The 14,263-nt window shown below is 50.4% G+C and carries 13 protein-coding genes; all 13 read right to left on the bottom strand.

Going from position 1 to position 14,263, the window contains the following annotated elements:
* Window positions 1–27: 27 nt before the first annotated feature.
* The 13 genes from WC317_03825 to WC317_03885 all read right to left on the bottom strand — a co-directional run bounded on the left by WC317_03825 (window position 28) and on the right by WC317_03885 (window position 14,262).
* Window positions 28–420, bottom strand: coding sequence for a hypothetical protein (locus WC317_03825; protein ID MFA5339263.1), 393 nt, complete (start codon window positions 418–420; stop codon window positions 28–30).
* A gap of 50 nt (window positions 421–470) precedes the next feature.
* The gene (locus tag WC317_03830; protein ID MFA5339264.1) at window positions 471–743 is read right to left on the bottom strand and encodes a hypothetical protein; all 273 of its coding nucleotides are present in this window, start codon (window positions 741–743) and stop codon (window positions 471–473) included.
* Window positions 744–806: 63 nt separating this feature from the next.
* Entirely contained in the window at window positions 807–1,700 is an 894-nt protein-coding gene (locus WC317_03835; protein MFA5339265.1) for a hypothetical protein, read from the bottom strand.
* The gene (locus WC317_03840; protein ID MFA5339266.1) at window positions 1,700–5,035 is read right to left on the bottom strand and encodes an alpha/beta hydrolase; all 3,336 of its coding nucleotides are present in this window, start codon (window positions 5,033–5,035) and stop codon (window positions 1,700–1,702) included. Before WC317_03840 ends, WC317_03835 begins: the two co-directional genes overlap by 1 nt.
* A gap of 192 nt (window positions 5,036–5,227) precedes the next feature.
* Window positions 5,228–5,860, bottom strand: a complete 633-nt coding sequence (locus tag WC317_03845; protein ID MFA5339267.1) for a hypothetical protein — start codon at window positions 5,858–5,860, stop codon at window positions 5,228–5,230.
* 74 nt (window positions 5,861–5,934) lie between these two features.
* Complete coding sequence (hydE, locus tag WC317_03850) at window positions 5,935–6,906, bottom strand: [FeFe] hydrogenase H-cluster radical SAM maturase HydE (GenBank protein ID MFA5339268.1); 972 nt, start codon at window positions 6,904–6,906, stop codon at window positions 5,935–5,937.
* The gene (hydG, locus tag WC317_03855) at window positions 6,899–8,281 is read right to left on the bottom strand and encodes a [FeFe] hydrogenase H-cluster radical SAM maturase HydG (protein ID MFA5339269.1); all 1,383 of its coding nucleotides are present in this window, start codon (window positions 8,279–8,281) and stop codon (window positions 6,899–6,901) included. The genes hydE and hydG overlap by 8 nt, the downstream gene beginning before the upstream one ends.
* Complete coding sequence (hydF, locus tag WC317_03860; protein MFA5339270.1) at window positions 8,278–9,567, bottom strand: [FeFe] hydrogenase H-cluster maturation GTPase HydF; 1,290 nt, start codon at window positions 9,565–9,567, stop codon at window positions 8,278–8,280. Before hydF ends, hydG begins: the two co-directional genes overlap by 4 nt.
* A complete protein-coding gene (locus WC317_03865; GenBank protein ID MFA5339271.1) occupies window positions 9,564–9,818 on the bottom strand; it encodes a TM1266 family iron-only hydrogenase system putative regulator in 255 nt (84 codons plus the stop codon). Before WC317_03865 ends, hydF begins: the two co-directional genes overlap by 4 nt.
* A gap of 114 nt (window positions 9,819–9,932) precedes the next feature.
* The gene (locus WC317_03870) at window positions 9,933–11,684 is read right to left on the bottom strand and encodes an NADH-dependent [FeFe] hydrogenase, group A6 (protein ID MFA5339272.1); all 1,752 of its coding nucleotides are present in this window, start codon (window positions 11,682–11,684) and stop codon (window positions 9,933–9,935) included.
* 1 nt (window position 11,685) lies between these two features.
* Window positions 11,686–13,425 (bottom strand): NADH-ubiquinone oxidoreductase-F iron-sulfur binding region domain-containing protein, encoded by a 1,740-nt coding sequence (locus tag WC317_03875; protein MFA5339273.1) that lies wholly within the window; start codon window positions 13,423–13,425, stop codon window positions 11,686–11,688.
* The gene (locus tag WC317_03880) at window positions 13,418–13,780 is read right to left on the bottom strand and encodes a (2Fe-2S) ferredoxin domain-containing protein (protein MFA5339274.1); all 363 of its coding nucleotides are present in this window, start codon (window positions 13,778–13,780) and stop codon (window positions 13,418–13,420) included. Before WC317_03880 ends, WC317_03875 begins: the two co-directional genes overlap by 8 nt.
* On the bottom strand, window positions 13,777–14,262 hold the full coding sequence (locus WC317_03885; GenBank protein MFA5339275.1) for an NAD(P)H-dependent oxidoreductase subunit E: 486 nt from the start codon (window positions 14,260–14,262) through the stop codon (window positions 13,777–13,779). Before WC317_03885 ends, WC317_03880 begins: the two co-directional genes overlap by 4 nt.
* Between the last annotated feature and the right edge of the window lies 1 nt (window position 14,263).

The raw sequence follows: 14,263 nt of genomic DNA on the forward strand, positions 1-14,263 counted from the left end.
AGCGATTAGGCGCGGGGAAAAAATTATTTAATTTTTCTCGAGCTTGCGGCTGAGGTAGCCCCCCGTGAGGCCGTCAATGCTAGCGGTGAGCTCCTCTATCCTGAGCTCTCTTTCCGTGTAAGCCGGGCTTTCCTTGTCGGTTATCCTGATAAGTTGCTTCTGTAGCTTCTTCCTCTCGAAGTAAACGGTGTTGAGTGCCTCCATAATATCGTTCCTTAGCTCCACCATAAGCTTCGAGCGCGAGTCTATCGAGGTCTGGGCAGTATTATATACAAGGTCACCCAAATCCCATTTGGCCGTGAAATCCCAGCCGGAACTTGTGTCGTCCGGACCTACCCAGAAGTTCGTCCTACCGTTTGATGTGGCGGTCGATATCGTAGTATCTAGATCATTGTTATAACCTACGCTTACTTCGGGCATCAAGGCCCTTACGGCAGCCTGGTGCCTCCAGTTGGATATCTTATCGGGATTTACCTCAGCGTATCTGATCGCGGCGCGCTGGGCTCGGGAATGGTTGGTTCGTTAGGGTCGGGGGTTTTGTTCTGGAGGGAAACTGTTTCAGTTGCAATTGGCTTCTTTTCTTCTTGCGCAAGCACGGTTTCTTCTTTTGAGGCCGGGATTTCTTGGTTAGCAACGGAAGCCGGCTTTAATGAAGTTTGCTTTGATTTTTCCCGCGCACAACCGCTTACCAACGGCACAGTCATACACAATACCAAAATAACACCTAGCTTATCATGACGCATTTGTCTGTGTCTCCTTTCTGCTATAATAGACGTAAAGCGGAAGGAAAAACTTTCAAAAATATTTTATCTCGCCCATCCTTCCCATTCGGCTTCAATTGGATTAATTGGCCCTACTTCATCCACCTCCCCCGCTTCGAGGTTGCGCGAGCCGTCGGGTTGTATGTAGTAGTCAAAATCTCCACTAAGTGCGATTTTCCCGTATTTCCCATCTGGAGTTTTGAAATAAAAACAATAACCCCCTGTTGATTCAGGGCAGACAGATTGGACGTAACCATCCTCAGGTGCTTGAGGCATCCATTCAAATTTGGCGAAAAGCTTATCCAGAGTACTTTCTCTCATTGGATATCCCGGGAAGCAAACAAATCCGCCCGGTTCTTTCATCGTATAAATCGCTCTACCTTCTTCGTCGTAAGACCTCGTTAGCCAGACGGTCTCTTCTTCAACCACAGGGAAGTACCATAATTTAATAAAGGACCAACCGCATTCCTTACCTTTGGATTCCTTATCTTCTATATCGGGAATATGTGCATTATGAACATACTCAAGCTTGGAAGGCGATCCTTTTTTTATAAGGTGAATTGTCAAATCATTTATGATTATCTTATCATCTGTCGGTTCCTTATAATCTGCAAGGACTATAGCATTTCCGTGATAGCCGTCTTTTTCTACCTTAATATCACAAAAAGTGGCGTCCGGCAATTTCCAAGAAAACGTACCACCATAAATTTTCTTTTCGAGTATTTTAGTCTCGGATTTGATCTCATCGTAAAACTTGCTTTTAACCACATCAGGATACGTTACAGTCTCAAGTTCTGCCGTAAGGACCACTTCGTCCGTAATCAAGGTGCCATCCTGATCGATTATTTTACCGGCGATTTCGAATTTATCCAAAGATTGATAGCCATTACAAATGTTACTTAAACACAACAACATAACAACAAATAAAGATTTAGACATCAGTACCCCCATTTTTCTAAGTTTTTTGGATTTAAAAATCCTCCAAAATATTCTTGAACATCATAATAACACTCCGTTCCAAAACTTAAATGATCTCGAATCCCGAATGGCCGAATATTTCCCCTAAAATATGAACGACTCATAAAATTCGACAATTTTGACTCTAAATTCTGATTTCCCAATCCTCCCGACATACTCTTTTCATGTCTATAAAGACCTACATCACAAAAACCATACATTCGATTTGAAGGGAGGACCTCATAATTATTGTCCAGCGGAACCGGCAATCCATAGTCCAGGTTACCTATTAAACCCGACCACCAAACTCCGATTAGGTTATCGGAAAAATTGCGTATTAATTTGTCTTTGCTATAATACAAATTATACACTTTTCCAGTAATATTATTTGCCGCAGCTGATACATACATATCTTTATAATAGTCATTCTCCTGTCTAGTGGCGTAAGTGTTACCAGAAACGGCTACCTGAACTAAGAATACGTTATTTACGATCTTTCTCTTGTCCTGAATTGCAAGTAATTTCAAAGCATATGAAGTAAGATTGCCTCCTAATGAATGTGCAACCAGGTTTATTTTAGCATTTTTAAATTCATTTTTGGTATTTTCTATTACATCAGCCAAAACCTGACCAGTCTGGAAAGAGTTTACCCATTGGTTGTCGAAAACCGTCTTGAAATTGTTACTTCCAATAAGCGGTATCGGATCGTATATCCCCTCTGCAGTATCCCACGAGAACCCAATAAAACCGCCTCTATAGCCGCTCCTATATAAACGTTTATATACGGTATTGCTCCATGTCACAGCATCACTCTTTGGGGTCCAGGCGCCATGGATAAACATAAATACTTTGCTCGGATCTTGTATAAACATATTTTTATTTTCAACATTAATTGTCCTATATCTAAGCTTGCCATCACTCCCGTCGGAAGGAGCGCCCCTGACATCCACAAATCTATACATATCCCTTATGCTTTTTAAAGTTACATAAGCTTCGTCCAATATCGCTTCTGTCTTATTTTCGCCTAGCTCGACTATCAGAGATAACTCAAGCACCCCTTGCTCGATGCCTTCGAAGATGGCACGGAAGTTGCCATTATCATCGAAATATTTTGACTCGAGTTCTTTCTTGTCACCTGAAGCCAGATTTATTATGATTGGTTTGGTGAATTGGGCGATGGAGCTGTTGATATCCTTTAGATATGTGAATGAGCCAATTTTCTTAATATCCTTTACCCTTTCAAATATCTTAATCCTGCCCGAGCCTTCCGCCTTTAGATAGAACTTTACATTTTGGTTGGTGGTCCATTCCTTAATGTTGGGTATTGTTAGATTTATCGGCATAAAATCCTCAAGGTCTCTTATACCGTTTATATTCCCGTCATAGCCATCGTTCCCGTTGCTGTTTACCGCGCAGGCATCATCCGAATGTATATTTGACTCATCATAATCGTCGTCATTATTGACCCAATTTACGCACCCCGGCGCGACCTGTTCGACGGCATTGTCATCGCCGCCCAGAAAACCGTCGTTATTGGAGTCAACGAGGATGTCGCCGCTCAGAGTTTGCATATTATAACAAGAAAAAAACTTATTGCAGTAGCCTGGGCTATAGCCAAACCCGTCGCCGTATGAGGGCGCCTCCATAGTTATATCGATATCTGTGTCAGGATTAGGATTCTCCATAATAATATAGGCCGATCTATTTAAATTGTATGTCCTGTCTGCCGGGTCAAAGAGGGGATTTAGCGGGTATTTGCCGTTTATTTTGTATTTTGAAGGATCTAAGGGTTGTTCATAATATAGAAAGGGGCCGAATGTCTCAATAAAATCACAGTTCTTGAATATGACTATAAAAGGATTATCTTTTACCGGCGGGGAATGAAGGGTCGTGACCGTCATGCCCCATAACCTTCCGGGACTCTCTTTATATTCCCAATTAATATCGGAACAACTATCGAAAGGATTGCTAAGCCAGGGATAATTTGAGACGGTACAAGACGGAAGGCCGTACGAGGGAACGTAATAACAAAAACCCATAGAATCTACCGAGCTTAGCATTATCCAGCCAGAGCTAAAAGGCGGTCCATAAGGGAAATACGTCCGCATGTTAGACTTTATATCCGACCAATTCGCGAAAGGAGACTCGGAGAAGAGATCGCGATTGAACATCTGGTTATAATTGATCTCAAGCTTTATCTGTTTTTCCTGGCCAAAGTAATTGATATTCTTCCTGCGATGCCTCCCATTCTCAATATAATCAACATAAATTGGCGGAAACACATAATTTTCACCCGTCGACTGCATCTTCACAAACAACTGATAATAATAAAATGTTATCTTCTCTTCTTTAACATGCCCTGCGTCATCGGTTACCTGCGCCGTAAGGATGTTTTTGCCGGAGTGCGTTACCGGATCGACCTTCATAATGATATACTCGGGAGAATCGGCTACAATATTCCTGCGGCGCGCCTCTCCCGGGGAAAGAAGCGTCGGACCCGTAAAAGTAAAACTGGCTGGGCTTATCGTGCACTCCCGGCCGCCTATAGTTATGCTTTTTACATGGGCGAACTCATTAAACCTGCCGCCTATCTGAAGGGCATTTTCGGTTATAATTTGGTCTTTATAAGGAGAGGAAAAAGACAGCATCGGCTCTTCTTTATTATCAAGAACCGGCATTTGGACAGGATCAGTTCGAGGATTTGAGTTATTGGTACTACCGGCTCCGCCGGTAACGCCGCCTGTTATCTGTTGGACAACGGAAATGACTTGAGGATCATCGTTCTTGATCCTATAACCCGAAGTTGACGGCGTTGAGACAGGCGTAACAGGCGAACTCTTAGATGCGATAAGCGCCGGCGTAAAACCCTCTGGCGCGATGTTAGTATCTATTGACAAAACTTTTTTAGTTTCTGTCTCATGCGATCCCGTCGCTTCGGGAAGCGGTCCGGCCTCTTCCTCTAATTCCTCTTTACGATATAGCGTGTAAGAATAGAACTTCCTTTTGCCTGTCGAATCAAAGATCTCAAATATGAAGACATTTTTTCCTACCGATAACGGCAAACTAGATATCATGAACTTGGATCCGCTAAATTTGACCGGCTTGCCGTCTATCCGTAAGGATAAGATCTTCGATTCGGTCAGTATATGGCCGCTGATATCCACCGTTTCGGTATCTATTATAGAGAAAGCTGGCGGAAGTATCGAATCCAACGTTGGTAAGCGATAATTAATGCCCTTGTGGGCATACAAAGGCGTAAAAAATAGCGTCGATGACGCTAACGCGATAAATAAAACCGCGGATAATTTCTTGTGCATAATTTATTACTCTACCTCCAATCAAAGCAAGAATGAGTAATTAATATACAATATTCCACCTTCCTTGTCTAGTAAATTAAATTGCTTATTTAGGGTAATGTGGGATAAATTCAGGGACGTTTCATAAAGGGACAGTTCATTTTATAGGACGATAAGTGAAGTGCCCCCGAATAAAGCGTCCCTGAATTTTAATTACGGCATATCGACTATCTTAAGGTCGTCGATGTATATTATCACGGAATCCTTGCCCGCGTTATATTTGGGTCCCACGGCGAATTTTATTTCTTTGAGTTCCGCGGGATTGAATTTGACGTCCGTGACCATCTTGGCCGAGGTGTTGTCCCAATACTGCCCTTTCTTGGGATACACATTAAAGGGTATGGCCACCTTCTGCCATTCTTTGGTGGTCTTGACGTAGGCAGGTGTGGCCATCACGCCTACTTCGGTCTTGTTGCCGTCGTTATCATCGGCATCGATCAATAATACCTCGAAATTCTCTCCGCCTGCGGCGCCCTTGACCCAGAACTCGACCGCGGGTTTATTGAACTTTGTCAGGTCAACCGGGGGGATCAGGGGATTCCGCCCTACTACCGCGCCCGACCATTGCGTGCTATCGAAATCCGCCTTCAGGCACCCCTCGCCCGAGTGAGAGCCCGTCTTCTCGATCTCGAAAGTCGTCCCGCCGCCATAGGCATACATATACTGGCCGTTAGTTTCATCTATGATGTCCGTGAAAAAATCCGCTGATGCGGCGCGCGCTACGCCGGCCGCGCAGATCAGCGCCAAACCGCACAAAAACACCGCGACAAACACCGCCCTCTTCATTTTGCTACCTCCTGTATTTATGGATAGATTATAACTCCGGCAGGACATTACTTCAATAAGATTAACGTCCCCGATCAGGCGATGGTGCGGCCTATCGAGGCGGCGAGGGACTCCATGCACGGGGCGCAGGAACCGGTAGATTCGCTGATGCATCTTTTGTTGGGATAGATCTCGTATAATTTCTTGTAAGGCGCGGGCGTGAAGTTGGGCATAAGGACGTTGGCGCCCGCCATCAGCCCCTCTACCCTGAAATCCTTGCCTAAACTGCCGAGGGCGGTGGTCGCCGGGAGGTTTGCCCTTTTCGTGACGATACGGGTGAGCGCCAGCGTTTTAAGGACGAGGTTTACATCGCCGGCGGTGTTATCCGCCAGGGGCGTCTTGCCGTGCGGGATGAACGGCCCGATGCCTATCATATCAAAATCCCATTCTTTGAAAAACAAAATGTCGGCGGCGATGGAGCGTAAAGTCTGGCCGGGGAGGCCGACCATTATACCCGAGCCGGTCTCGTAACCAAGGCCTTTCAGGTCGCGCAGGCAGCGCAGGCGGTTCTCGAAATCCATTCCGTAGTGGAGCGAGTCGTAGAGTTTTTTGTCAGAAGTTTCGATCTTAAGGAGATACCTGTCCGCGCCGGCGTCCTTCCATAATTTATAGTCTTCGCGCGGCCTCTCGCCTACGGACAGGGTCACCGCGATCTCATATCTTAATTTTATATCTTTAATGAGGCCGGCAAGCCACTCGGGCTTCAGCATGGGATTCTCGCCCGACTGCAGGACGACGGTTTTGATATTTGCGGCGGCGATCTGCTTGACGCTCTCGAGTATCTCCTCTTTTGTCAGGCGGTATCTCTCGAGAGACCTGTTCGTCGCGTTGAGCCCGCAATAGTAACAATGTTTTCCGCAAAAATTTGAGAACTCGACAAGCCCGCGCAGGAGGATCGCGTCGCCGGCGTATTCATGGCGGACTTTATCGGCACGTTCATAAAGCTCGACGAGCGCCTTCTCATCCTCGAGCGAAAGCAGGCGTTCGATCTCTCTCAGATCATACATATTCGTCGCGGAGGCCGGAGTCGACGGCGGCGAAGAGTTTCGAGACCTGGGCGCGGGATTTCTCGTCGAGTTTCGCGGTTTCGCGCTCGATAAGTTTATGGCCTTCCTGTTTTATTTTGGGCGAGGCGAAGTCGTCTAGGTATTCTTTGAATGTGACGAGAGCGTTGACGCTGCACATGCCCTTGATGAGGCCGGGCTTCGCCAGGCCCATGAACTTCTCCCCTGTCCTCTCCCTGCGGTAGCAGGCGGCGCAGAAACTCGGGATGTAATTTTTCCCGATGAGCATGCCTACGAGCTCTTCAAGGCTGCGTTTGTCGCTCGTGGTGAACTGGCCGTCCCACTTCTCGCTGTCGGAATATCCGCCCGGCGAGGTCTTCGACTCGGCGCTTATCTGCGAAATGCCCAGGCTTATGACCTCATCCCTCATCTGCGCCGTCTCCCTGGTCGTAAGGATCATTCCCGTATACGGCACAGAAAGGCGTATCACCGCGACGAGTTTTTTGAAATCATCATCAGAGACCTGGTAAGGCGGGTGGAGCGAGAACTCCGAACCGACCGCCGGCTCGATGCGCGGCACCGATATCGTGTGCGGGCCGACGTTGAATTTTTTCTCGAGATGCTCGATGTGCATCATCATCGCCAGCGTCTCGAACCTGTAATCGTAGAGCCCGTAAAGCGGCCCTATGCCGACGTCGTCGATCCCGGCAGCGAAAGCGCGGTCGATGGCGTCGAGCCGGTTGTCCGGGTCGCTCTTCGGCCCTTTAAGGTGGCATTTCCTGTAGGTCTCGTCGTGGTATGTCTCCTGGAACAACTGGAATGTGCCGATGCTCGCGGCCTTGAGTTTTTTGAAATCCTCGACCGAGAGCGGCGCGCAGTTTATATTCACCCTCTTTATATAATGCGGGCCGACGCGCGCCGAATACGCGGCCTCGACCGCCTCTGTATAATATTCAATGGCTGACTTGCCGGGGACGCCGGATTCGCCGGCGACGACGAGGATGCGCTTGTGCCCCCTCTTGAGCAGCCACTCTACCTGCTCGCGGATCTCGGCGGCATCAAGGTATTTCCTTTTCAATTCGGAATTGCCGGACTGGAACGCGCAATAAACGCACTTGTTCGCGCAGAAATTCGAAATATATAACGGCGCGAAAAGGACAACGCGGTTGCCGTAGATGGCGTTCTTGACGTATGCCGCGGCCTCGAATATCTTTTTTACCAGTCGCGGGTCTTCGACCGCCAAAAGCGCGGCCGTCTCTTCGAGCGCGAGGCGCTTGAGCGAGCGCGACTTATCCAATATCGCGTCGATCTTGTCCCCGCCGGCTTTGCCCGCGCTGTTGAGCAGGTCCTGTATCTTGTTTTCGTCGATATATTTCATTGGCTGGCCCCCTTGACCGATCTTTCCCTTTCATTTATGAATGCCTCCAGGGACGCGGGGAAAGGAGACAAGACCCTTTCCAGCACTCCCTGTGAAAGCGATATCGCGAGGCCGTAATTGGTTATCGGCACGCCAGCCTCCTTCGCCTTCTCTATCCTCGTGAGCATCTCGCGGCGCGTTATCATGCACGACCCGCAATGTATTATCAGTTTATATTCTTTGAGGTCGTCGGGATAATCGCGCCCCGAGCAGACCTTGAATAAAATTTCGCCGCCTGCGAATTTATTCAGCCAGCGCGGTATCTTTACTCGGCCGATATCGTCCTCTATCGCGTGGTGGCTGCACGCCTCGGCGATGAGCACCTTGTCGCCCGGCTTGAGCCGCTCTATTGCCGCGGCGCCCTTTGCCATCTCGACGAGGTCGCCCTTATATCTTATGAATATTATCGAGAACGTAGTGCATTTAACCTGCGGAGGGGTCTCTTTCACCATCCTTAAGACCACCTGTGAGTCGCAGACGACGATATCCGGCGGGGCCTTGAGATTCTTGAGCGACGCGAGGTATTCGGTCTCCTTCACCACTACCGAGATGCCGTCGTTATCGAGGACATCGCGTATCGTCTGGACCTGCGGAAGTATGAGCCGGCCCTTCGGCGCTTCCTTGTCTATCGGCATTATCAATACCGCGATGCCGCCTTTCGGCATGAGGTCCCCGGTCAAAAGCGGCGGTTTCAGGAAATCATCGGGGCATATTTCGAGGAGAAATCTTTTGTATTTTTCGACGCTCGCGTCGCGCGTATTCCCGGCGTCCAGTATCGTCTCGTTGTAGCCGAGGGATGAGCACGCCATTACGCGCGGCGTCACCGCGGACATCTTCGCCAGGAAGTCGTCCGACGGCTTCTTCAGGTCCGCCTTGTTTATCACTATTATCAGCGGGATCTCCCTCTTGCGCGCCTCTTCAACGGTCTTCTCCTCGTATCCGGTCCAGGCGCCGGCCTCGGTTATAAGAGTTATGATATCTGCCCTGTCGAATATTTTTTCCGTCTTCTTAAGGCGCAGGTCGGAAAGCTTAGATATATCATCGAGCCCGGCGGTATCGAGGAATACGACTGGCCCCACAGGGAGGAGCTCCATCGATTTCTCGACGACATCCGTGGTGGTGCCGGCGACCGGCGACGTTATGGCCACGTCCTGCCCGGCCACGAAATTAAGGAAGCTGGATTTGCCCACGTTTGTCCTGCCGAACAGGCCTATCTGCAAACGTAATGATTTCGGGGTCTTTATCATTTATTTCCTTTACTGAGCGCGGATTTTACCGAAACGCCGGGTATCAGCCCGAGCCTTCCGGTCAGCGCGCCGACATCGTCGGTCGTCGCGTCGACTATGAGCGTTATTATCGAACAATTCCTCTCTTTGTATGGAATGCCCATTCTCCCCTGGATGATATTCCCGAACTCGGACAGGATCTTGTTGACCTCGCCCGCCTGCCTGTTCCTGTCCGTCACTATTATCCCCATAAATCCCAGTCTCTTGTTCATTTTCCCTCCTAATTAGAAAGCCCGGACTGCGAAGCGCAAGCCGGGCTAAAGATGTTACTTTCAGCCCCTTGGCCTCAGAGTCGCCTCCTCGCCGCAGGTATGTCTGGTTACCGCCTACCTCTTGTAGATAGGCCTTCCTTTATATGTCGTGTGGAGAAGTTTCTCGGATTTCTCGCTCAAGGGCTTCTCCAGGAATTCCTTGTATAATCTCTTTACATACGGGTTCTGGTGCGAGCACCGGACCGCTTTGGTCTTGTCGTCTTCATATAGAGCCGCGGCCCTGAACGCCCTGACTTCGTCTGTGACCATGTAGGGCTGGCCGCCGCCGCCGACGCATCCGCCCGGGCATGCCATTACCTCGATGAAATGGTACGGCAGTTCCTTGCCCGCCTTCTTCGCCTCTCTTACTTTATTCAAGACGTATTCGACGTTCGCCATCCCGTGCGCGACAGCGACGCGGACTTTCTTGCCGCCGACTTCGATCTCGCCCTCTTTGACCCTCTTCAGGCCGCGGACGACATCGAGGTCGACTTTCTTTAATTCTTCGCCGGTTATGAAATAATTCGCGGTCCTTAACGCGGCTTCCATTACACCGCCGGTCGAGCCGAAGATGACTCCGGCGCCCGCGTATTCGCCGAGTATCGTGTCCGACTCTTCGTCAGGGAGGTTCATGAAATCTATGCCCGCCTGCTTTATCATCAGGGAGAGTTCCCTCGTCGTCAGGACGATATCTATATCCTGGTAACCCGAGGCGGACATCTCATCGCTCCTGGTTATCTCGTATTTCTTCGCGGTGCAGGGCATTATCGATACCATCACTATCTTCGACGGGTCGATGTTGTTCTTCTGCGCGTAATATGTCTTCGAAAGGACGCCCAATATCTCGTGCGGCGATTTGCAGGACGAGAAATGCTCTATCATATCCGTGTGGAACTTCTCCATGAAATCCACCCACGACGGGCAGCAGGTCGTGATCAAAGGAAGCGGCTTCGTGCCCTTGACGAACCTCTGCTCGAACTCGCTCGCCTCTTCCATTATGGTGACATCGGCCGCGAAACTCGTATCGAATACCGCCTTGAAACCTAATCTCCTTAACAGGGCGTATAATTTCCCTGCGAAATTCTTTCCCGCGAACCCGAACGCCTCGCCTATGGAGGCCCTCACCGCGGGCGCTATCTGGACAACGCAATATTTGTCGGCATTCTCGAGCGCCTTCCAGACCTTCGGCACGTCGAAGTATTCGACGATAGCGCCGGTCGGGCAATGCGCCGAGCACTGGCCGCATTTTATGCACGGCGACTCGGCCAACGTTATATCGCCGGCCGGGGAGAACCTCGTCTTTATGCCGCGTTGGAGGAACGAGAGCGCCCATACATCCTGCATCTCCTGGCAAACGTAGATGCACCTGCCGCACAAAATACATTTTTCCGGCTCGAGGACAACGGCCTTGGTCGACTCATCCCTCGGCAGGTCGCGCCTTATCTTCGGGAAATATTCCTCGGAGATGCCGAAGTCCGCGACTATCTTCTGGAGTTCGCAGTTATTGTTGCGTCCGCAGATAAGGCAGTCGTTGGGGTGGTTCGAGAGTATCAGTTCGAGGACGCTGCGCCTTATCGCGACTATCTCGGGATCGTGGGTCGTTATCTCCATCCCCTCTTCCAGCGGGGTGCAGCAGGCCCTGAGCATCTTGTTCGAGCCCTTCGCCTTGACCACGCAGATGCCGCACGAAGCTGACGGCGGCAGGTCCGGGTGCTTGCAGAGCGTCGGTATCTTTATCTGGACGCTCTTGGCCGCCTCGAGGATCGTCGTCCCCTCGGGGACCTTGATGAATATATCATTTATCTTCGCCTGTATGGATTTTGCCATATTATTCCTTTGATACCGCCTTGAACTTGCAGACCTCGAAACATTTGCCGCAGCGGACGCATTTGTCCATGTTAATGACGTAGCCGTCGTCTTTGTTCCCGGTTATCGCCTTCGCCTCGCAGTTCATCATGCAGACCGAGCACCTCTTGCATTTCTCCGGGATTATCTTATAGCTCAAAAGGTTGCGGCATTTCTTCGACGGGCATTTCTTATTAATTATATGGACTTCGTATTCGTCCTGGTAATACCTGAGCGTCGATACGACCGGGTTCGGCGCGGTCTGGCCGAGGCCGCAGAGCGCGGCTTTCTGCATCGCCTGCGAGATCCTCCGTAAATTATCGAGGTCGCTCAGCTCCCCCATCCCCTCCGCGATCTTGCTCAAAGTGTTAAGCATCTGGGCGGTGCCGATCCTGCACGGCGAACATTTTCCGCACGACTCTTCAAAGCAGAACCTCTGGTAGAACCTCGCGATATCTACCATACAGTCGTCTTCGTCCATGACTATCATGCCGCCCGAGCCCATTATCGAGCCGAGCTTCTGGAGGTTCTCGTAATCTACCGGCGTATCGAGGAAATCCTTTGGTATGACTCCGCCTGACGGGCCGCCTGTCTGTATCGCCTTGATCGCCTTGTTATTGAATATGCCGCCGCCAACATCAAAGACTATCTCCCGGATAGTGGTGCCCATCGGGACCTCGACGAGCCCGGAATTCTTTATCTTGCCTGTGAGCGCGAAAACTTTTGTGCCTTTCGATGTCGCCGTGCCGACGCGGGCGAAGACATCGCCGCCTTTTAATATGATATAAGGGACGTTGGCGAGGGTCTCGACGTTATTTATTACCGTCGGCTTCTCCCAGAGCCCCTTTACCGAAGGATAAGGAGGACGCGGATGCGGCGTTCCTCTCCTCCCCTCGATAGACGCTATGAGCGCCGTCTCCTCGCCGCATACGAAAGCGCCTGCGCCGAGCCTTATCTCGAGGTCGAAGTTAAAATTGCCTCCCAATATATTTTTGCCCAGAAGGCCGCGCTCGTAACAGCGGTCGATGGCGTTCTGGACCCTGTCGACGGCGAGCGGGTATTCGGCCCTTATGTAAAAATATCCCATTGTGGCCCCGACGGAAAAACCAGCTATCATCATACCCTCGACGACCGAGTACGGGTCGCCCTCGAGCACGCTCCTGTCCATGTAAGCGCCCGGGTCGCCCTCGTCGCCGTTGCAGATGACGTATTTCTGGTCTGAGACCATCTGTTTCGCGAAATTCCACTTCATCCAGGTCGGGTATCCGGCGCCGCCCCTTCCGCGCAGGCCGCTCTTCTTTATCTCGTCTATCACTTTTTCCGGGGTCTTCAGGTCGAAGAGGACTTTCTTTAGCGCCTGGTAACCGTCCCTCGCGAGATAATCGTCGATATTATCCGGGTCGACAACGCCGCAGTTCCTGAGGACTATCCTTAATTGCTTGGCCTCTTTGCGCGTGGCGAGGTCCTGGGCTATCTTGCCCTCTTTTATGGAATCTATGATGCGGTTAATGTCCCCGTCTTTGACGTTATAATAAGTCGTGTCCGGAAGGACCTTTATCACAATACCCTGGTTATAGGCGCCGATGTCGGCGACGCGGACGGCCATTACCGAATCCTGCATGCCGCGGTCGCGGAGGCCGTTAAGGAATGCCGCGTAGACGTCCTTTGTCCTCTCCGGCAGCGATATCCCCGTATCCTTTATATATACTATCTTCTTATCCATTCGGTTTCTTTACCTGTATATCGTAAATGTGGTCGTTGACCAGCCTGTGGTTGTGTATGTGGTCGTCCAGGATCTGTATCGCGACGTCCTTGTCCACCTTGCCGTAGGTGACCTGGGGCATCCCCTCGACGTTAACCTCGACGAGCGGCTCGACCGAACACATCCCGGCGCAGCCGCATTTTTTTATCGCGACCTTGATATTCCTCTTCTTCACCTCTTCGGTGAGCGTCTTGAAGACCTCTTCGGCGCCGGCCGCGACGCCGCAGCTCGACATCCCGACCTTTATCCAGTCCTTATCTTCTTTTCCCGGCTGCTTCGCTATATTATCAAGTTCTTCTTTTGTTATCTTGCTCATTTGACTACCTGTTCCTGTTCATATTCGGAGAGTATATCAGCAACGCGGTCCTTCGTGACCTTGCTGTAGACCTTGCTGTCGACCTTCACGACCGGGGCAAGCCCGCAGCAGCCGAGGCACCTTACGACTTCGAGGCGGAAAAGCCCGTCTTTGGTGGTAGCCCCTTCCCTGACGCCGAGTATATCGCGCAGTTCATGGAGCAGGTCTGAGGCGCCTTTGAGGTAGCAGGCGGTGCCCATGCAGACCTGGATAAGGTGCTTGCCGGGCGGCTCAAGCTTGAAGAAATGGTAAAATGTTATGACTTCGTATATCCTCGCGAGCGGGACTTCCATGTAGTTCGACAGCTGGAGAGAGGTCGCGCGCGGGACATATCCGTAAAGATTCTGGATATCGTGCAGGATCATGATCAGGCTGCCCTTCTTGCCCTCCCATTTCTTGACGATATTCTCGATATCGGCGGATAATTTTTCTTCGCGGTGCATC

The organism is Candidatus Omnitrophota bacterium (assembly GCA_041653595.1).
Lineage (GTDB): Bacteria > Omnitrophota > Gorgyraeia > Pluralincolimonadales > Pluralincolimonadaceae > Pluralincolimonas.